This window comes from Actinomadura sp. NTSP31 (assembly GCF_041951385.1).
GTDB lineage: Bacteria > Actinomycetota > Actinomycetes > Streptosporangiales > Streptosporangiaceae > Spirillospora > Spirillospora napierensis.
Genome location: NZ_JBGNUT010000024.1, coordinates 16050 through 35192 on the forward strand (window position 1 = coordinate 16050; position 19143 = coordinate 35192).

A 19143-nucleotide genomic window follows, 5' to 3' on the forward strand; every position below is an offset into this window, starting at 1 on the left:
ACGTGCTGACGCCCCTCGCCGCGACCGCGCCATCCACTCAAGCCACCGACGTCGTCGGCGGGCATGCTGCGTGGCGCGTCAGCGTGCCTTGTAGGCGGCGAGGAGGCGGTCGGCATCGTCGGCCGGCAACCGGCGCACGGCCTCGCGGATCGTGACGCCGGAGACGTCGGCGATGTGGTCCTGCACCCATGCCGCCACCCAGCCGGGGTCCTTCTTCGACAGCTCTCGTAACACCCACCCCAATGCCTTGCGGATGAAGAACTCGCTCTCCCCTATGAGGGCGTCCCCGTATCCGGTGAGCCGGTCCAGATCCGGTGTTCCGGCCCGGACGCCCGGTAGCAGTGCCAGCAGCGACGTGCGCCGGATCCACAGGCAGGGGTCGCTCACCCACGCGTCCAGGGCCTTCCCCAGATCAGGGAAGCGGAGGACGAGCTTGCCGACCACCTTCTCGGCGAGGTGGTCCACCAACGCCCAGGTCGCCGAGTCGCGGATGAGCCGCTCCGCCACGGCCAGGTCCCCCGGCTCCAGCAGCTCGACCCGCCTGGCCAGCACCTCCACCGCCGCCATGCGAGCCTCGTGGACGGGACGGCCCCCATCTGTCGTCGTCCACAGCGCGTCCACGAGCCCGAGCAGCTCGTCCCGGGCCGGCCTGGCCCTGACCGCCCGCAGCGCCACCTTCCGCAGCGCCGGGACGGGCACCCCGATGTGCACGAGATCGCTCTTCAGGTAGCGCTTCTCGCTGCCGGCGCGCATCGGGTCGGACTGGGCGCGCAGCTCGTCCAGGATCCGGGCGGCCTCGCCCTCGACGTCCATGCCGGCGACGCTACGCGGTCCCTCCGACAATGCGGCGCTCACGCTACATCGCCGGTCCGACAATCCGGCGCTCGCGCTAGGGCACCCGATTCCCCCTTTTCTTCCCCTATTTGTTCAGGTTTGCCAAAGACGCGGCTCTTGTCGGCAATCACCCTTGTTCCAGCGATGACTCCGCTCCCCCGCGCGCCGTCCCCCGGGCGCGCCGCCCCCAAGGAGTTCCATGAAACGCGCTGGAATCGCCACCGCCATCGGCATGCTCGCCGCGTTCACCGCCTACGCGCCGGCAGCCGCCCCCGCCCTCTCGGCCCCCGTCCCGGGCGCGAAGTGCAGCTCCGCGTCCGCCGCCGCGCAGGCCCGCGTCCGCGCGGGCTCCCACGTCACCGAGCGCCATGAACCCGGCGCCGCGAAGGTGGCGGCGATGGAGAAGGACTTCCGTAACCGCCTCGGGCAGCTCGCCACGTCCGGCCGCGTCAAGGCCGCCGCCTCGATGACCGTCCAGGTGCACTTCCAGGTCATCACCAGCGGCAGTACGGGCAGCCTGACCGACGCCACTCTCAACAAGCAGCTGAAGGTCCTCAACGACGCCTACGCGCCCAGCGGAGTCTCCTTCACCCTCGCCTCCGTCAAGCGGACGAACAACCCCGCATGGTTCTCCGACCCCGAGGGCAACGAGACCGCGATGAAGAGCGCCCTCCACACCGGCGGCGCCCAGGACCTCAACCTCTACACCGCCGACCTGGGCGACAGCCTCCTCGGCTGGGCCACCTTCCCCAGCGACTACCGTTCCCATCCCACGATGGACGGTGTCGTCATCCACTACCAGAGCGTCCCCGGCGGTCCGCTGACCAACTACAACGAGGGCGACACCGCCACCCACGAGGTCGGCCACTGGATGGGCCTCTACCACACGTTCCAGGGCGGCTGCAGCGGCCAAGGCGACCGCGTCTCCGACACCCCCGCCGAACAGAGCCCCGCCTCGGGCTGCCCCACCGGCCGCGACACCTGCTCCTCGTCCGGGCTGGACCCCATCCATAACTTCATGGACTACAGCTACGACTCCTGCATGTACGAGTTCACCCCGGGCCAGACCCAGCGCATGCGCGACCAGTGGGCCGCCTACCGCGCCTGACCGGCCCGGTCCCGGCGCCGGAGCCCCGCCCCCTCCGGCGCCGGGCACTCTCCTGCCGCATCGTCAGACGCGCGTGAAAGTGTCGGCATTGGTCAGCGCGGCGTGCGCCCACGGCAGTTTGATCAGCTCGGGCGGCCTCCCCGGCGCCGGCGGCTTCACGGCCGAGTCGGACACGACATGCCACACCGTCTCCAGCCGCCCGTCCCGCAGGAGCCCGGTGAAGGACGCGACGGAGTCGCCCTGCGGTCCCGACCGGCCGAACGCGAAGTGCGCGCACGCGCCGACGTGCAACCCCGTGATCTCGACGTCCTCGCCGGCGAACGCGCTGTCGCCGAGCGCGGTGCGGAACGTCCCTTGCAGCCGGCCGCCGGCGTCATCGGTGACGACCAGCGTCGACCCGTACTGATTGCGCCACGTGCCGACCCAGCTCACAGTGTCGTCGTTGTGCATTCCTCCACGATCGCCCGCGCACCGCCGACGGTCCAGCGGCCTGGACGGCCGCAAGTCCGCCGGCCGGGTCGGCCGGAGTTATCCACAGAATGGCGTTCCACTTCCCCGGGTCCGGCCGGACGGTGAGCATGGGACGCGGTGGGCCTGCCAGGAAGGACCGGCCGCCCTCCGGTTCGGAGGCGGGGACGAACCGGGTCGCGGACCGGTCAGGTGATCTCGACGATCGGAAGGTGGAGTGCCGCTGGAGCATCCGGGGGAACGACGGGATTCTTCGGAAGGACGGGGGTGATTCTTCGATAGGTGCCGCCCAGCTCGGGGCGAGAGTCGGCCTCGCCCCGGTTGGGCCAGAAGGACATCGCGCGCTCGGCCTGCGCGGTGATCGTGAGGGACGGGTTGACGCCGAGGTTGGCGGAGACCGCCGAGCCGTCCACGATGTGCAGGCCCGGATGACCGTACGCCCGGTGGTAGGCGTCGATGACGCCGGACGCGGCGGAGTCGCCGATGGCGCAGCCACCGAGGAAGTGCGCGGTCATCGGGACGTCGAACAGGTCGCCCCAGGTGCCGCCGGCGATCCCGCCGATCTCCTCGCCGATCAGGCGGGTCGCCCGGTGCCCCTCGGGGATCCAGGTGGGGTTCGGCTCCCCGTGCCCCGCCGACGCGCGGACGTCCCAGCCGAACGGCCCCTTCTTCGGGCTCAGGGTGATCGAGTTGTCCCGGGTCTGCATGACCAGCGCGATCACCGTGCGCTCGGACCAGTGCCGCACGTCGAACAGCTGGAGGAGGTCACGGGGGCGGCGCACCGCCTCGCGCGCGAACTTCAGGAGGCGGGGGGTGTGCCGCTCGCCGGGCCGGTCCCCGTCGATCAGGAGGGTCTGCAGTCCGGCGAGGAGGTTCGACCCGCGGCCGTAGCGGACGGGTTCGATGTGGGTCTCGGGAGTCGGATGGAAGGAGGAGGTGATCGCGACGCCCTTGGAGAAGTCCGGGCCCGGCGTGCCGTTGCGGCGGCCGCCGCCCAGGATGGCCTCGGAGTTCGTGCGGGTCAGCGCGCCCAGCCGATCGGACAGGCGCGGGAGCAGACCGGTGCTCTTCAGCTTGTGCAGCAGCTTCTGGGTGCCGTAGGTGCCCGCGGCGAACACCACCTGCTCGGCGGTGAGCGTCCTGCGGTTGCGCCCGAAACGAGCCGGTCCGCACGATCTCGACGGCGTAGCCGCCGCCCGCCAGCGGCTTCACCGAGGTCACGCGGCTGAGCGGCATCACCCGGGCACCGGCCTTCTCGGCGAGGTACAGGTAGTTCTCGGTGAGCATGTTCTTCGCGCCGTGGCGGCAGCCCACCATGCACTCGCCGCACTCCAGGCAGCCGCGGCGGCGCGGGCCCGCGCCGCCGAAGAAGGGGTCGGCGCTCTCGACGCCCGCGCCCCGGCCGAAGTAGACGCCCACCGGGGTCTTGACGAAGGTGCCGGCCGCGCCCATCCGGTCGGCGACCTTCCTCATGACCTTGTCGGCCTCGGTCGTGGTCGGGTTCTCCACGACGCCGAGCATCCGTTTGGCCTGGTCGTAGTAGGGGGCGAGCTCGTCCTGCCAGTCGGTGATGTGCGCCCACTGCCCGTCCTGGAAGAACGGCGCGGGCGGCACGTACAGGGTGTTGGCGTAGTTGAGCGACCCTCCGCCGACGCCCGCGCCGGCCATCACCATGACCCGGCTGGACTTCGCCCCGCGGATGAGGTGCAGCCGCTGCATCCCGGTGAGGCCCAGCGCGGGCGCCCACAGGTAGCGGGAGACGCGCCAGTTCGTCTTCGGCAGCGCCGGGTAGCGGGAGCCGGGGGCGGCGGACGGGGCGGTGTCGAACCGGCGGCCCGCCTCGATCACGCCGACCTTGTACCCCTTCTCGGTCAGCCGCAGCGCCGAGACGCTGCCGCCGAACCCCGACCCGACGACGAGCACGTCGTAGTCGTGCTTCACGGTCATCCCTACTTGATCCGCAGCTTCTTCATCAGCTTGATCCCGGTGGCCATGACGTCGGCGAACCTGTCATAGCCGATGGAGCCGGGGGGCTCGAGGTCCATGATGTGCTGGCTCGCGATGGTCTGCACCTCGGTGAACTTCAGCATGCCCTCAGAGCCGTGCCGGCGGCCCACGCCGGACTGCTTCATCCCGCCCATCGGCGAGTCGTAGGACGCGTACGCGGCACCGTACCCGTCGTTGATGTTGACGGTGCCGGCCTGCAGCCGCGCGGCGACACCGCGGGCCCGCGAGGGGTTCTTGGTCCACACCGAGGCGTTCAGGCCGTAGGGGGTGTCGTTGGCGCGCGCGATGACCTCGTCCTCGTCCCGGTACTTGTAGACCGCGACGACCGGGCCGAACGTCTCGTTGGCGCACAGGTCCATGTCGCCGGTGACGTCGGCGAGGAGGGTCGGCTCGTAGAACAGCGGGCCGATGTCCGGGCGGACCTTGCCGCCGGCGAGGACGGTCGCGCCCTCCTTGACGGCCTGGTCGACGTGCCGCGTCACCGCGTCCAGCTGGCGCTGGTAGGTCAGCGAGCCCATCTCGGCCTCGAAGTCGAGCCCGGTGCCGAGCTTCATCCCCTTCACCAGCTCGACCAGGCGCGGGACGAACCGGTCGTAGATGTCCTCGTGGACGTACATCCGCTCGATCGAGATGCACAGCTGCCCCGCGTTGGTGAAGCACGCCCGGACGGCGCCGCGCGCGGTCCGCTCGACGTCGGCGTCCGCCATCACGATCATCGGGTTCTTGCCGCCGAGCTCCAGCGAGTACGAGACCAGCCGGGGCGCGACCCGCTCGGCGATCGCCTTGCCGCCGCGGGTGGAACCGGTGAACGACACGTAGTCGGCGTCGTCGAGCAGCGGGTCGCCGATCTCCCCCGGGTCGCCGACGACGATCTGCCACAGGTCGCGCGGCAGCCCCAGGGAGACCAGCAGGTCCAGCACCCACAGGCTGGACAGGCACGTCTGGGTGTCGGGCTTGTGGATCACCGCGTTGCCCGCCATCAGCGCCGGCGCGATGTCACTGGCGCCGAGCGCGAACGGGTAGTTCCACGGCGCGATCAGCGCCACGACGCCCTTGGGGTGCCGCAGCTCCCGCACGCGGGTGAGGCCCGGCATCATGCCCTGCCTGCGGTGCGGCTTCAGCAGCTTCCCCGCCCGCCGCGCGTAGTAGAGCGAGCACAGCGCCACGTCGAGGAACTCCTCCATCGCGTGGCGGCGGGCCTTGCCGGTCTCCAGCTGGATGACGTCGAGGATCTCCTCGCGCCGCTCGACCAGCGCGTCCGAGAGCCTCAGGAAGGGCTTGACGCGCTCGCTCACCGGGAGCGCGGCCCACGCGCGCTGCGCCTCGCGGGCCCGCTCGTAGGCGGCCCGGACGTCGTCCGCGCCGGACAGCGGGACCGTCGCGAGCGGCTCGCCCGTGAACGGGGTGGGGATCGTGACCGTCTCGGCGCCGCTCGCTGCGACATGGGAGGCCAGCCGATCGATCAGGGACTGCGGGAGCGCGTGCTCTGCCTCGCCTTTGGCAGGGACCGTCGGGGATGCCATGCAGGCAGCGTATGACCCCCTGGCCATTTTTGGCTACCCGCAGGTAACAGGCCACTTGCCGTGAAATGCCCCACCTTCGTGGGGTTTCTTCTGCCGGCAGTGACAACCGCCCACCGAACGGACCGTTCCAACCCGGGCAGAGTTGCGCAACTCCGGGACTGACCGCGCCCGACCGGTGTATTCCGAGAACAGGAGGAGAATCCGGCGCCCATCCCGCCGCCCCCGGACGTCCGCTGCCGCGCTTCCGGGGGCGCCGTGGACGCGCGCCATGGCAGCGGAGGGAACAGCACATGAACGACGCCCACGGCGACCTACGGCCCGAGGGTGACCCGACGGACGCGAGCGACATCCGCTCCCCGCGCCCGCCCGGCGGCGGCAGCCCCATCCCGTCCGCACCCCCCACCGAGACCACCGCGCCCGCCGGCACGGCCACGCTGCCGGGCGGCCCCGCCGGCGGCTCCGACCGCCCCGCCCCGGCCGGAGGCACGACGACCGTCCCGTCCGGCTCTCGCGGCGTCCAAGCCGAGACCGCGGGCCGCGGGACCCCGCTCGCCGGAACCTCACCCGATCGCGGCGCCGGCGGAGCGATCGCCACCACGACCCGTCCAGGCGAGGTGGAAACTCTCGCCGAGGACCCGGGCGAGCCGTCCCCGCGCCCCTCCGTCCCTCCCGCTCGAGTGGGCGAACCCGAGGGCGGAAACCTGTCTCCCGGTGGGCCCCGGCCCCCGGGCTTCGGCGGCGGGCCGTTGACCAGGGAGCCGCGGACGTTCCAGCGGGACACCGGCCAGGACGGCCGGCAGCCCGCCCGCGGAACGGCACCAGGGGGGCAGGTCAGCGCGCGGCAGGAGCGCCGGGAGCAGACGCGGACCGCGCTGCTGTCGGCGGCCGAACGCCTGTGGGCGGAGCGCGGCATCCACGGTGCCTCGCTCGACGACATCGCCGCGGCGGCCGGGCTGACCAAGGGGGCGGTGTACTCCAACTTCGCCGGGAAGACGGATCTGCTGCTGGCCCTGCTCGAACGGTTCACCAGCGACCGGCTCGGCACGGACGTCTGCGACGAGCTGCGGTCGGCCGACCAGTCGCGCGATGAGGACGAGCGCACCGGCCGCGGCGCCGCGCGCGACGGTTCCGACGACCGCGCGCGCAGGCTCGCACTCCTGCTGGTGGAGTTCTGGCTCTACGGCATGCGCGACTACGCGGCGGGCTGGCGGATCGCCGACTGGTACGCCGAGCGCCGTGCCCACATGGCCAGCGAACTGCGGGATGTGGACGGCATCGCCCCGTCCGAGCGCGCGGCCCTCGCCATGGCGCTGGACTTCGGGCTCGCCTTCCAGCACCTGCTCGACCCCGACCGCGTGCCTGCGGACCTGTACTCGACCGGCATCGACCTCATGCTCGGCCGCGCCGCCTCCTGATCACCACCCCAGCCACACCCCACCAACCCAGCAGCGCACCCGGCGGGGTGAGGCCACCTGACGGGCGGGCCTCACTAGCCCAGCGGGGGATCTCCAAGCTGGTGTGGGTGGTCTTCGGGGACGACCGGGATGCGTCTCGTGCTTGGGCCCATCAAGCAGACGGTGAGGGGCCGTCGGTGGGCAATCTGCACTCGGCTGCGAAGCCAGGTTTCTGCGGGGCCTGGCTTCGCAGCAGGGCTACGCGGTGGAACCACCGGAAGACAGAAGCCTTGCGGTGCGCACGGCGACACGGCCCGGTACAGGCCCCCGACGCAGGCGTTAGGCGAAGGTCGCCGAGCTGATCCCTGCGTTTGGCTGGGGACGCCAGTAGCCAGACCCCTGCGATGGGAGGCCACCAGTAGCCGGGGCCCCTGCGATAGGCGGAGGTCGCCGGACCGGGGCCCTGCGTTGGGCCGGGGACGCCAGTGGCCGGGACCTTGCGTTAGGCGGGGGACGTCGGTCGCCGGGACTGATGGTTGGCGGGTTATGGGGTTGCTGTGGGGACGATGTCGGGGGCGCCTCGGCGGCTGGCGTCGGCTTCCTGGTCGTCGTCCTTGGCCTGGGAGGCGCGTTCGGCCTCGACGCGCTTGCGGTAGTACTCGATCTCGCGGTCGCGCTGCTTCTTGGACCAGCCGAGGACGGGCGCGAGGAGGTCGGCGGCCTCCTGGGCGACGCCGACGCCGCGGTCCCACGTCTCGATGGAGATGCGGGTGCGGCGGGCGAGGACGTCGTTGAGGTGCCGGGCGCCCTCGTGCGAGGCGGCGTAGACGACCTCGGCGCGCAGGTAGTCGTCGGCGCCGCTCAGCGGCTTGCCGAGGTCGGGCTTGTCGGAGATCAGCTCGAGCAGGTCGTCGGTGAGGGTGCCGTAGCGGCGCAGCAGGTGCTCGACGCGGGCGACGTGCACGCCGGAGCGGGCGCCGAGGCGGTGGCGGGCGTTCCACATGGCCTGGAACCCGTCGCCGCCGACGAGCGGGATCCGGTCGGTGCAGGACTCGGGGATCTTGCCGTCGAGACCGTGGGCGACGGCGTCGATGGCGTCCTTGGCCATGACGCGGTAGGTGGTGTACTTGCCGCCCGCGACCAGGACGAGGCCGGGGACGGGGTGCGCGACGACGTGCTCGCGGGACAGCTTGGACGTCTCGTCGGTCTCGCCGGTGAGCAGGGGCCGCAGCCCCGCGTACACGCCTTCGACGTCGTCATGGGTGAGCGGCGTCGTCAGGACGGTGTTGACGTGGTCGAGGACGTACTCGATGTCGGCCCTGGACGCGGCGGGGTGGGCCCGGTCGAGGTCCCAGGCGGTGTCGGTGGTGCCGATGATCCAGTGCCGTCCCCACGGGATGACGAACAGCACGGACTTCTCGGTGCGCAGGATGATCCCGGTCGAGGAGTGGATGCGGTCCTTCGGGACGACGAGGTGGATGCCCTTGGACGCCTTGACGTGGATCTGGCCGCGCCCGCCGACGAGCTCCTGGATGTCGTCGGTCCAGACGCCGGTGGCGTTGACGACCTGCTTGGCGCGGACCTCGCTGGTCGTGTTGCCTTCGAGGTCGCGGATGCGCAGGCCGGTGACGCGCTCGCCCTCGCGCAGGAAGCCGACGACCTGGGTGCGGGACGCGATCTGGGCGCCGTACTCGGCGGCGGTGCGCAGCAGCGTCATGACGAAGCGGGCATCGTCGACCTGCGCGTCCCAGTACTGGATGGCGCCGGTGAAGGCGTCCTTGCGAAGGGACGGCGCGAGCCGCAGCGCGCCGCGGCGGGTCAGGTGCTTGTGGTGCGGGACGCCCCGCGACATGCCCATCTGCAGCGACAGCAGGTCGTAGAGGGCGACGCCGGCGCCGAAGTACGCGCGTTCCCACACGTGGTGGGTGGTCGGCAGCAGGAACGGGACGGGACGCACCAGGTGCGGCGCGATCTGCTGGAGCAGCAGGCTGCGCTCGGTGAGCGCCTCGCGGACCAGGTCGAAGTTGTACTGCTCCAGGTAGCGCAGCCCGCCGTGGATCAGCTTGGACGACCGCGAGGACGTCCCGGACGCGTAGTCGCGGGCCTCGACCACCGCGACCGTGAGGCCGCGGGTGGCCGCGTCGAGCGCGGCTCCGGCCCCGACGATCCCGCCGCCGACGACCACGACGTCGAACTCCTCGCGCGCCATCCGGTCGAGCGCGGCGGCACGTTCGGCAGGGCCGAGCCGTGAGCTGCCGAGCCCGGTCACAGGTGATCCCGTCATCGCGATTCCCCCCAGATCGGTTCGTTCTACGAGCAGTACCTACCCAACAGTAGGGACAGGTCCACCCGCACGACGCCCGATTCGGCGTGGGGTCGCTCTCAGTCGGTGGACCGGCGCGGCGCCACCACCACCTGTACCCGCTGGAACTCCTTCAACTCCGTGTAGCCGGAGGTCGCCATCGCGCGGCGCAGCGCGCCGATCAGGTTCATCGAGCCGTCCGCGACGTGCGAGGGGCCGTGCAGGATCTGCTCCAGCGAGCCGATGGTGCCGAGGTTCAGGCGGGCGCCGCGCGGGACGTCGCCGTGGTGGGCCTCGCTGCCCCAGTGGTAGCCGCGGCCGGGCGCCTCGCTGGAGCGGGCGAACGGCGAGCCGACCATGACGGCGTCGGAGCCGCAGGCGAACGCCTTGGCGATGTCGCCGCTGTTGGTCATGCCGCCGTCGGCGATGACGTGCACGTACCGTCCGCCGGACTCGTCCATGTAGTCGCGGCGGGCGGCGGCGACGTCGGCGACGGCGGTGGCCATCGGGACGGCGACGCCGAGGACGGTCCGGGTGGTGTGCCCGGAGCCGCCGCCGAACCCGACGAGCACGCCGGCGGCGCCGGTGCGCATCAGGTGCAGCGCGGCGGTGTAGGTGGAGCAGCCGCCGACGATGACGGGGACGTCGAGGTCGTAGATGAACTGCTTGAGGTTGAGCGGCTCGGCGCGTCCGGACACGTGCTCGGCGGACACGGTGGTGCCGCGGATGACGAACAGGTCGACGCCCGCGTCGATGACGGCCTTGTGGAACTGGGCGGTGCGCTGCGGGGACAGCCGCGCCGCGACGGTGACGCCGGCGTCGCGGATCTCCTGGATCCGGCGGCCGATCAGCTCCTCCTTGATCGGCGCGGTGTAGATCTCCTGGAGCCGGCGGGTGGCGGCGGCGTCGTCCAGCCCGGTGATCTCGGCGAGCAGCGGCTCGGGGTCCTCGTAGCGGGTCCACAGGCCTTCGAGATCGAGCACGGCGAGGCCGTCCATCCGGCCCATCGCGATCGCGACGGCGGGGCTGACCACGCTGTCCATCGGCGCGACGACCAGCGGCATCTCGAACCGGTAGGCGTCGATCTGCCAGGCGACGCTGACCTCCTCCGGATCGCGCGTGCGGCGCGACGGGACGATGCCGATGTCGTCGAAGGCGTACGCCCGCCGGCCGCTCTTGCCCCGGCCGATCTCCACCTCAGCAGCCACTGCGCCCTTCCTCCACCTCGCGGACAAGCCAGTGTTCCCGCCGGCGGCGGGAACAAGCCCCGCAAGAGCTTACGGCAGGTCGCGGCGCACCCCGCGACCAGGACGGATCCGGCACCGGCCGCGGCGGCGGGAGGGCCCGGTCCACGGCCGCGGGAGGGCCCGGCCGCGGGGGCCGGGCGGGCCGGGGTCAGCGGCCCTGGTAGTTGGGGGCCTCGACGGTCATCTGGATGTCGTGCGGGTGGCTCTCGCGCAGGCCGGCGGGGCTGATGCGCATGAGCTGGCCGCGCTCCTGCAGCTCGGGGATCGTGCGGGTCCCCGCGTACCACATCGACTGGTGGAGGCCGCCGACGAGCTGGTGGGCGACGTTGGCGAGCGGGCCGCGGTAGGGCACCTGCCCCTCGACGCCCTCGGGGATCAGCTTCTCCTCGGCGCTGACGTCGGCCTGCGCGTAGCGGTCCTTGGAGTAGGAGGCGCCGCGCTCGCGGTTGCGCATCGCGCCGAGCGAGCCCATCCCCCGGTACGACTTGTACTGCTTGCCGTGCACGAAGATCAGCTCGCCCGGGGACTCCTCGACGCCGGCGAGCAGGCTGCCGAGCATCACCGTGTCGGCGCCCGCGACCAGGGCCTTGGCGATGTCGCCGGAGTACTGCAGGCCGCCGTCGCCGATCACCGGCACGCCGGCCTCCTTGGCGGCGCGGGACGCCTCGAAGATCGCGGTGAGCTGCGGGACGCCGACGCCGGCGACGATCCGGGTGGTGCAGATCGAGCCGGGCCCGACGCCGACCTTGACCGCGTCCGCGCCCGCGTCGATCAGCAGCTTCGCGCCCGCGTAGGTGGCGACGTTCCCGCCGACGACCTGGACGGACGCGTTCGCCTTGATCGTGGCGATGGTGTCGGCGACGCCCTTGGAGTGGCCGTGCGCGGTGTCCACGACGACCACGTCGGTGCCGGCCTCGATGAGCGCCTGCGCGCGCTTGATCGCGTCCTCGCCGACGCCGACCGCGGCGGCGACGAGCAGCCGGCCGTCGGCGTCCTTGGTGGAGTCGGGGTACTGCTCGCTCTTGGTGAAGTCCTTGGTGGTGATCAGGCCCTTGAGCCGGCCGTCGGCGTCCACGAGCGGGAGCTTCTCCACCTTGTTGCCCGCCAGCAGCCGGAACGCCTCGTCGCGCGACACGTCCACCGGCGCGGTGATCAGCGGCATCGGGGTCATGACCTCGCGCACCGAACGGGACAGGTCGGACTCGAAGCGCATGTCGCGGTTCGTCACGATGCCGACCAGGACGCCCCGCACGTCCGTCACCGGCACGCCGGAGATCCGGTAGCGGGCGCAGAGCGCCTCGACGTCGGCGAGGGTCGCGTCCGGCAGGCAGGTCACCGGGTTGGTGATCATCCCGGCCTCGGACCGCTTGACCCGGTCGGCCTTGCCCGCCTGCTCCTCGATCGACATGTTGCGGTGCAGCACGCCGATGCCGCCCTGCCGCGCCATCGCCACCGCCGTGCGGGCCTCGGTCACCGTGTCCATCGCCGCCGACACCAGCGGGATCCGCAGCGAGATCTCCCGGGTCAGCCGCGTCGTGGTGTCGGCCTCCCCCGGCTGCAGGTCGGAGTAGCCCGGCAGCAGCAGCACGTCGTCGAAGGTCAGGCCCTGCGGGAGGAACTTGGCGGGCTCGGCGGCGGGGTTCATGGTTGCCTTCCCTTGTGGTGGCATCGAGTGGCGGCGGTATCCGGCCAGGTCACGGCGACCCTGTCCCCATGGTAGGCCGTCGTCCCGCGCCGGGACCGGCTGTTGCGGACACCGGGCACGTGTCCTTGATGACACCCCGTAACGCGCGCCGCGCCCGCCCGCATTCCCCGCCGGACGGGACCTCCCCGCCCCGGATGCGCCGCGGCGCCGGGCACGCAGGGTAGTTGTTCGCGCACGGAGGAGACCGGGGGGTGCACCTGGCGGGGCGGTGCGCAGTAGCGTGGACTCGTGCACGACGATGCCCCGCTCGACCCGTTCGCCGGAGACCCGGAGGATCCGGCGGCGTCGCTCGGCGACCCCCGCGAGGAGGCCGCCCCGCTGAGCGTGGCCGAGCGCGAGGACGTGCTGGCCGACCTCGCCGACCTGGAGGTCTTCCGGGCGCTGCTGGAGCCGCTCGGGGTCCGCGGCCTCACCGTCGACTGCGCCGACTGCGGCAAGCTGCACTACATCGACTGGGACCTGCTGCACGGCAACCTGCGCCACCTGCTCGACCAGGGGCTGCCCCGGGTGCACGAACCCGCCCTGTCCCCCGACCCCGTCGACTACGTGAGCTGGGAGTACGCCCGCGGCTACGTCGACGGCGTGATCGACAGCGAAGAGGGCCGCGACGAGAACTGACCGGCGTCCGGAACGAAGCGGAAGCCGACGGTCGGTCGCCCTTGCCGGGAGTCTTAGGGGGCGCCCCCCAAGAAAGTGACTCAGCCCTGGTCGGGGGCTTCGTAGTGGTGCATGCGCTTTTCGGCGCGTCTGCGGATGTCCTCGATGGTGCGGCGCGTGTCGTCGTCGGACGGGGCGGACGGGCGGACCGTCGGGGTGACGCGCGGCGCCCGCGTGCGGTGCGGCGCGGCGCGGTGCGGGCGGCCGGGGGCACGGAGGAGGTGCTCCAGGTTCCGTTTGATGCGGTCGTAGTCCTGGTGGCCCGCGTCCTCGGCGGCGGGAGTTCCGGTGGCGGGGCCGGCCGGAGCGGGCGCGGACGAAGGCGCGGGCGCCTTGGCGCCGGAGGTCTGCGGCGTGCGGAGCGGGGCGTGGGTGCCCGCGTCGATGTCCCTGGCGCCGGGTTCGGCGCGGCCGGTCACGCCGGCGCCGGCGGGCGGGGACGCCGCGGCGCGGTCGGTGACGCCGCCGCCGGCGGCGGCGACGCCGGTGCTGGCCAGCACCGCGCCGGCGACGCCGAGCGCGACGATGGTGCGGGGCCCGCGGCGGCGCGGCCCGGGGCCGGGGGTGGACGGCGGCGCGCCGGGGCCCGGGTCGGGCGGGGCGGCGGCGTCGCGTCCGGAGCCGGGTTCGTCGACGTCGGCGATCAGCGCGCGCAGCAGCCGGACGGCCGGGTCGGCCGCGCCCTCCTCGTCGGGGCGGGCGTGCTCGGCGGCGGGACGGTCAGCCGGAGAACGGGCGGCGGAGCCGGCAGCGCGCCGCGCCGCCAGCGCGTCGATGATCGCGTCGGTACGGCGCACCGCGCCGAGGTCGGCGAGCAGGGTCACCGCCGGGGCCGGCGGCCGGCCGGCCGGCTCGCGGGTCCCGCCGCGGTGCGAAGGCCCGACCGGATCCGGGGCGCCAGGGCTCCGCTCCGTCAAGCGATCGACTCCTCTCTGGCCATCGCGCGGAGCCGGGCCAGGGCCCGGTGCTGCGCGACCCGTACCGCCCCCGCGGACATGCCCAGCACATTACCGGTCTCCTCCGCCGACAGGCCCGCCACCACGCGCAGCAGGACCAGCTCGCGCTGGTGTTCGGGGAGCCGCGTGAGCAGGTCGCGGGCGCGCTGCGCCTCGATGTAGCGGACCACCGTCTCCTCGGGACCGGGACGGTCGTCGGGGCCGTCCGGCAGGTCCTCGGTGGGCACGGCCGCGCGGACCGCGCTGCGCAGCGCGTCCGCGATCTTGTGCGCGGCGATGCCGAAGACGAAGGACGCGAACGGCCGGCCCATGTCGCGGTAGCGGGGCAGCGCCGACAGCACCGCGATGCAGACCTCCTGGGCCACGTCGTCGGCGATGTGGTACTGCCCGGAGACCCGGCCGAGCCGGGCGCGGCAGTACCGCACGATCATCGGGCGGACCTCGGCGATGAGCACCTCGATGGCGCCCGGGTCGCCCTGCACGGCGAGGTTGGCCAGTTCCCTGAGGTCGCCGCCGCCCTCGTTCGCCGCCCGCAGCACGCGCATCCGGCGGCCGGTGTCGTGGCGCGGCGGAGGGGCCGGTCCTCCCGAGGGCTCGGCAGCGCGCGCGGTCATGGTCCCGGCGTAGCTTCCCTCGGTCACGTCAAGCATGATGCCCAGCACCGCCGGGCGTGTCGCCACTGTCGTCGGCAACGGAATGGTCACAGTGCGGGGACGAGGACGAAAATACCACGCATTGCGGTCAGCCGACCGCCCAGAGTGCCGAAATCGTCCCTCCGGCGCCGAAGATCCGGCGGGACGGCGAAGGCCCCCGCCCGGTGAGGGGCGGGGGCCGACACGATCTTCTGGGGCGGGCGAGCCGCACGCCCGCCCCAGGGGAAGATCAGTGGCCGTGACCGTGGCCGTGCCCGTGGCCGCCGGCCGCCGGCTCCTCGTCCTCGGGCTTCTCCACGACGAGCGCCTCGGTGGTGAGCAGCATGCCCGCGATCGACGCGGCGTTGGTGACGGCCGAACGGGTCACCTTCACCGGGTCGATGACGCCCTGGGCGATCAGGTCGCCGTACTCGCCGGTGGCGGCGTTGTAGCCGTGGCCCGGCTGCAGCTCCTGCACCTTGGAGACGACGACGTAGCCCTCCTGGCCGGCGTTCTCGGAGATCCAGCGCAGCGGCTCGACCAGCGCGCTGCGGACCGCGGCGGCGCCGGTGGCCTCGTCGCCGGACAGGCCGAGGGCGTCGAAGCCCTCCTTGGCCACGTGCACCAGCGCGCTGCCGCCGCCGGACACGATGCCCTCCTCGATCGCCGCGCGGGTCGCCGAGATGGCGTCCTCGAGGCGGTGCTTCTTCTCCTTCAGCTCCACCTCGGTGGCGGCGCCGACGCGCAGCACGCAGACCCCGCCGGCCAGCTTGGCCAGCCGCTCCTGCAGCTTCTCGCGGTCCCAGTCGGAGTCGGAGTTCTCGATCTCGACCTTGATCTGGTTGACGCGCGCGTTGATCTCGTCCGCGGAGCCCTCACCGTCGACGATGGTGGTGGCGTCCTTGGTGACGGTGATGCGGCGGGCGCGGCCGAGGTCCTCCAGGCCGATCGAGTCGAGCTTGAGGCCGATGGCCTCGCTGACGACCTGGCCGCCGGTGAGGGTGGCCATGTCGCCCAGCATCGCCTTGCGGCGGTCGCCGAAGCCCGGCGCCTTGACGGCGACGGAGGTGAAGGTGCCGCGGATCTTGTTGGCGACGAGCAGCGCCAGGGCCTCGCCCTCGACGTCCTCGGCCACGACCAGCAGCGGCTTCTTGGTCTGGGCGACCTTCTCCGCCAGCGGCAGGAACTCCTGCACGTTGGAGATCTTGCCGTCCACGATGAGCACGTAGGCGTCCTCCAGGACGGCCTCCATGCGCTCGGGGTCGGTGACCATGTGCGGGGACAGGTAGCCCTTGTCGAACTGGAGGCCTTCGGTGAACTCCAGCTCGAGGCCCATGGTGTGGGCCTCCTCGACGGTGATGACGCCGTCCTTGCCGACCTTGTCGAACGCCTCGGCGATCAGCTCGCCGATCTGCGCGTCCTGCGCGGAGATGGTGGCGACGTGCGCGATCTCGCCCTTCTCGTCGACCTCGCGGGCCGACTTCAGGAGCTGGTCGGACACGTACTGGGCGGCCGCGTCGATGCCGCGCTTGAGGCTGAGCGGCGAGGCGCCGGCGGCCACGTTGCGGACGCCCTCGCGGACCAGGGCCTGCGCGAGGACGGTCGCCGTGGTGGTGCCGTCGCCCGCGATGTCGTTGGTCTTGGTCGCCACTTCCTTGGCGAGCTGGGCCCCGAGGTTCTCGTAGGGGTCCTCCAGCTCCACCTCGCGGGCGATGGTGACGCCGTCGTTGGTGATGGTCGGCGCGCCGAACTTCTTGTCGATGACGACGTTGCGGCCGCGCGGGCCGATCGTCACCTTGACGGCGTCCGCGAGAGCGTTGACGCCGCGCTCAAGAGCCCGGCGAGCGTCCTCCTCGAACTCCAGGATCTTCGCCATGGGGATACTCCTATGTCACGCGATCCGCCCCGGCCGCCCCGCCGGTGGGCGGCGCGGGCCGGGGCGGGCGCATCACGTCTCGGTGATTACTTCTCGATGACCGCGAGCACGTCGCGGGCCGAGAGGACGAGGTACTCCTCGTTGTTGTACTTGACCTCGGTGCCGCCGTACTTGCTGTACAGCACGATCTCGCCGACCTTGACGTCGACGGGGACGCGCTCGCCCTTGTCGTCGACGCGGCCCGGGCCGACGGCGAGGACGGTGCCCTCCTGGGGCTTCTCCTTGGCGGTGTCCGGGATCACCAGGCCGGAGGCGGTGGTGGTCTCGGCCTCAAGCGGCTGGACGACGATGCGGTCCTCGAGCGGCTTGAGAGCAACCTTGGTGGCGGTCGTCACGATCTGACCTCCCCTTCGATTGGTCCTCGGCCGGCCATGGCTGGCCGACCGGCACATGTGACAGAAGAGGCGACCCTGGACCGGCCTGTCGTCGCGGGTGCCAGACCGAACCTTTGTCGCTGTGTTGGCACTCTCGAGCTGAGAGTGCCAGTCGTGAGACTATGCCGTGCCCGTTTGCCCGTCAACACGGACACGGACGCACGCCCCCCGGCGTTCCGGGCCGTTCACCCGCCGATCATCCGCGCGCCGCGGCCGATACCGTCCAGGCATGGACATCGCGTCGTTCCGGGAGCTGCTCGGCCCCGCCGGCCAGGCACTTCTCGCGGAGGCGGGCGAAGCGGACGTCTCGGAGGCGGGGCTGCTGGGCACCGCGTCCCGGCTGCGCGAGCGGTACGGGGCGGACCTCGTGGCGGCGGCGCTGACCCAGGTGCGGCTCCGGCGGCGCGCGGAGGCCAAGTTCGGCCCCGACGCGGGCCGCATGTACTTCACGCAGGCGGGGCTGGAGCAGTCGACGCGCGCGAACGTCGCGGCGCATCGCGCGCGGCGGTTCGCCACCGTGCTGCCCTCCGGCGCGCGCGTCCTGGAACTGGGGTGCGGCATCGGTGCCGACCTTACGGCGCGTTCCAGGGTGGGTCTTACCGGAGACGGCGTCGAGCGCGATCCGCTGACGGCCGAAGTGGCGAAGGCCAACGTGACGGCTCTCGAGTTGGACGGCCTCGCGCGCGTGCGCGTAAGCGATGCCGTGGAAGAGGACCCGGACGGGTACGCCGCCGTGTTCGCCGACCCCGGACGCCGGACGGCCCGGGGCCGCGTCTTCGACCCCCGCTCCTACGAACCGCCGCTGGACACCGTCCTGGATCTCGCGGGGCGGGCGCCCGCCGCCTGCGTCAAGGTCGCGCCCGGCATCCCGCACGAGGCGGTGCCCGAGGGCGCGGAGGCGGAGTGGGTGTCGGTCGGCGGCGACGTCAAGGAGGCCGCCCTGTGGCTGGGCGGCCTCGCCGGAGAGGTCGGACGCCGCGCCACGCTCCTGCCGCCCGATGGGGACGCGTGCACGCTGGTCCCGGCGGCCGGGCTGGGCGATCCGGACGTCCGCCCGTGGGGCCGCTACCTCTACGAACCGGACGGGGCCGTCATCCGGGCCCATCTCGTGGCGGAGGTCGCGGACCTGGTCGGCGGCGGGCTCGCCGACCCGCGCATCGCCTACGTCACCTCCGACGAGCTGCGCCCGACGCCGTTCGCGTCCGCGTACGAGGTCGAGGACGTGCTGCCGTTCTCGGTGAAGCGCATCAAGGCCGAGCTGCGGCGCCGGGAGGCCGGCGTGCTGACGGTCAAGAAGCGCGGGTCGGCGGTCGACGTCGACCGGCTCCGCCGCGACCTCGGCTTCGGCGGGCGGCGGGGCGGGTACGGCGCCGCCGAGGCGACGGTGGTGGTGACGCGGGTCGGCCGCGACCCGGTCGCGCTGCTCGCCCGTCCCGTCCGCGCGGCCGACCCGCCCAGGGAGGGCCGCGCCCGCTAAACGGTCCAAAGATCTTCCGCGCGGCACCGCAACGCCAAGGGCGCCCGCGCGACGCACCATGCCCGCGCAAATCATTAGCCCTTTCCGGCATTGCGTTCACCAGGGATTACGGGTGCCCGGCAAGGCGGTTGCGGCGGGCGACCAAACGGCGTTCCGAGATCAACGGGCGGGGAAACACCAAGGCAGGTTCAGCGATCGGGTTCCGGGCTCCCACGAATGCCGGGCCGGAATGGCGCCCGGCCCGGCGGGCGGCGCCGCGTCCGGCCGGTGCGCGCCGGCGGGCGGCACCGGGAAGGCGGCGCGGGAACTGCCGATGTTGGACGAGATGTACGGACAGACTGCCCGCCGCGAGCCGTCCGGCGGCGGGCGGCGCAACGGCCGGGCAGCGGAACCGATCCCCACAATTGCCCAGAAGCCCTCGAATCACGGATATCACCGTATGGCCGGTGATCACCGTCAATCCCCGCCAGTGGGATAACAGGCGCATTCCGCAGAACCCGCGACGTTCCCTGCTACCCGTTAT

14 protein-coding genes and 1 pseudogene are annotated in these 19143 nt (G+C 72.6%); 4 read left to right on the plus strand and 11 right to left on the minus strand.

Features of this window, described 5'->3' with window-relative positions; all coding sequences use genetic code 11:
• Positions 1-78 precede the first annotated feature (78 nt).
• A complete protein-coding gene (locus ACA514_RS33065; RefSeq protein WP_375045205.1) occupies positions 79-813 on the minus strand; it encodes a DNA alkylation repair protein in 735 nt (244 codons plus the stop codon).
• A gap of 220 nt (positions 814-1033) precedes the next feature.
• Here ACA514_RS33065 and ACA514_RS33070 point away from each other — a divergent pair, with 220 nt between their 5' ends.
• Positions 1034-1942 carry a zinc metalloprotease gene (locus tag ACA514_RS33070; RefSeq protein WP_375045206.1) on the plus strand — a complete coding sequence of 303 codons (909 nt, stop codon included), beginning with the start codon at positions 1034-1036 and terminating at the stop codon, positions 1940-1942.
• Between the two features lie 63 nt (positions 1943-2005).
• Here the strand turns inward: ACA514_RS33070 and ACA514_RS33075 are convergent, their stop codons facing one another.
• The 3 genes and pseudogenes from ACA514_RS33075 to ACA514_RS33085 all read right to left on the minus strand — a co-directional run bounded on the left by ACA514_RS33075 (position 2006) and on the right by ACA514_RS33085 (position 5940).
• Complete coding sequence (locus tag ACA514_RS33075; RefSeq protein WP_375045207.1) at positions 2006-2392, minus strand: avidin/streptavidin family protein; 387 nt, start codon at positions 2390-2392, stop codon at positions 2006-2008.
• 206 nt (positions 2393-2598) lie between these two features.
• Positions 2599-4357: pseudogene (locus ACA514_RS33080) on the minus strand (FAD-dependent oxidoreductase).
• Between the two features lie 2 nt (positions 4358-4359).
• Entirely contained in the window at positions 4360-5940 is a 1581-nt protein-coding gene (locus ACA514_RS33085; protein ID WP_375045208.1) for a succinic semialdehyde dehydrogenase, read from the minus strand.
• 290 nt (positions 5941-6230) lie between these two features.
• Here ACA514_RS33085 and ACA514_RS33090 point away from each other — a divergent pair, with 290 nt between their 5' ends.
• A complete protein-coding gene (locus tag ACA514_RS33090; protein WP_375045209.1) occupies positions 6231-7355 on the plus strand; it encodes a TetR family transcriptional regulator in 1125 nt (374 codons plus the stop codon).
• A gap of 523 nt (positions 7356-7878) precedes the next feature.
• On the opposite strand, the gene glpD is transcribed toward ACA514_RS33090, so the two are convergent.
• From glpD to guaB, 3 genes are all read right to left on the minus strand, one after another.
• Entirely contained in the window at positions 7879-9618 is a 1740-nt protein-coding gene (gene glpD, locus ACA514_RS33095; protein ID WP_375045210.1) for a glycerol-3-phosphate dehydrogenase, read from the minus strand.
• Positions 9619-9716: 98 nt separating this feature from the next.
• Entirely contained in the window at positions 9717-10832 is a 1116-nt protein-coding gene (locus tag ACA514_RS33100; RefSeq protein ID WP_375045326.1) for a GuaB3 family IMP dehydrogenase-related protein, read from the minus strand.
• 199 nt (positions 10833-11031) lie between these two features.
• Positions 11032-12528 (minus strand): IMP dehydrogenase, encoded by a 1497-nt coding sequence (guaB, locus tag ACA514_RS33105; RefSeq protein WP_375045211.1) that lies wholly within the window; start codon positions 12526-12528, stop codon positions 11032-11034.
• A 288-nt stretch (positions 12529-12816) separates the two neighbouring features.
• Here guaB and ACA514_RS33110 point away from each other — a divergent pair, with 288 nt between their 5' ends.
• A complete protein-coding gene (locus ACA514_RS33110) occupies positions 12817-13206 on the plus strand; it encodes a DUF5319 domain-containing protein (protein ID WP_344283112.1) in 390 nt (129 codons plus the stop codon).
• Between the two features lie 80 nt (positions 13207-13286).
• Here the strand turns inward: ACA514_RS33110 and ACA514_RS33115 are convergent, their stop codons facing one another.
• From ACA514_RS33115 to groES, 4 genes are all read right to left on the minus strand, one after another.
• Positions 13287-14162, minus strand: a complete 876-nt coding sequence (locus ACA514_RS33115) for a hypothetical protein (RefSeq protein ID WP_375045212.1) — start codon at positions 14160-14162, stop codon at positions 13287-13289.
• A complete protein-coding gene (locus tag ACA514_RS33120) occupies positions 14159-14746 on the minus strand; it encodes a sigma-70 family RNA polymerase sigma factor (protein WP_344279562.1) in 588 nt (195 codons plus the stop codon). Before ACA514_RS33120 ends, ACA514_RS33115 begins: the two co-directional genes overlap by 4 nt.
• Before the next feature lie 337 nt (positions 14747-15083).
• Positions 15084-16709 carry a chaperonin GroEL gene (gene groL / locus ACA514_RS33125; protein ID WP_375045213.1) on the minus strand — a complete coding sequence of 542 codons (1626 nt, stop codon included), beginning with the start codon at positions 16707-16709 and terminating at the stop codon, positions 15084-15086.
• Between the two features lie 86 nt (positions 16710-16795).
• Entirely contained in the window at positions 16796-17107 is a 312-nt protein-coding gene (groES, locus tag ACA514_RS33130; RefSeq protein ID WP_344279559.1) for a co-chaperone GroES, read from the minus strand.
• A 265-nt stretch (positions 17108-17372) separates the two neighbouring features.
• On the opposite strand from groES, the gene ACA514_RS33135 reads away from it, so the two are divergent.
• Entirely contained in the window at positions 17373-18620 is a 1248-nt protein-coding gene (locus ACA514_RS33135; RefSeq protein WP_375045214.1) for an SAM-dependent methyltransferase, read from the plus strand.
• Positions 18621-19143: the final 523 nt, after the last annotated feature.

What these genes read in the sequence shown, in the direction of transcription:
- ACA514_RS33090 (WP_375045209.1), top strand. Translation starts at nt 6,231, where the DNA reads ATGAACGACGCCCACGGCGACCTACGGCCCGAGGGTGACCCGACGGAC.
- ACA514_RS33065 (WP_375045205.1), bottom strand. Translation starts at nt 813, where the DNA reads ATGGACGTCGAGGGCGAGGCCGCCCGGATCCTGGACGAGCTGCGCGCC.
- ACA514_RS33075 (WP_375045207.1), bottom strand. Translation starts at nt 2,392, where the DNA reads ATGCACAACGACGACACTGTGAGCTGGGTCGGCACGTGGCGCAATCAG.
- groL (WP_375045213.1), bottom strand. Translation starts at nt 16,709, where the DNA reads ATGGCGAAGATCCTGGAGTTCGAGGAGGACGCTCGCCGGGCTCTTGAG.
- ACA514_RS33085 (WP_375045208.1), bottom strand. Translation starts at nt 5,940, where the DNA reads ATGGCATCCCCGACGGTCCCTGCCAAAGGCGAGGCAGAGCACGCGCTC.
- ACA514_RS33135 (WP_375045214.1), top strand. Translation starts at nt 17,373, where the DNA reads ATGGACATCGCGTCGTTCCGGGAGCTGCTCGGCCCCGCCGGCCAGGCA.
- ACA514_RS33070 (WP_375045206.1), top strand. Translation starts at nt 1,034, where the DNA reads ATGAAACGCGCTGGAATCGCCACCGCCATCGGCATGCTCGCCGCGTTC.
- ACA514_RS33120 (WP_344279562.1), bottom strand. Translation starts at nt 14,746, where the DNA reads ATGCGCGTGCTGCGGGCGGCGAACGAGGGCGGCGGCGACCTCAGGGAA.
- glpD (WP_375045210.1), bottom strand. Translation starts at nt 9,618, where the DNA reads ATGACGGGATCACCTGTGACCGGGCTCGGCAGCTCACGGCTCGGCCCT.
- guaB (WP_375045211.1), bottom strand. Translation starts at nt 12,528, where the DNA reads ATGAACCCCGCCGCCGAGCCCGCCAAGTTCCTCCCGCAGGGCCTGACC.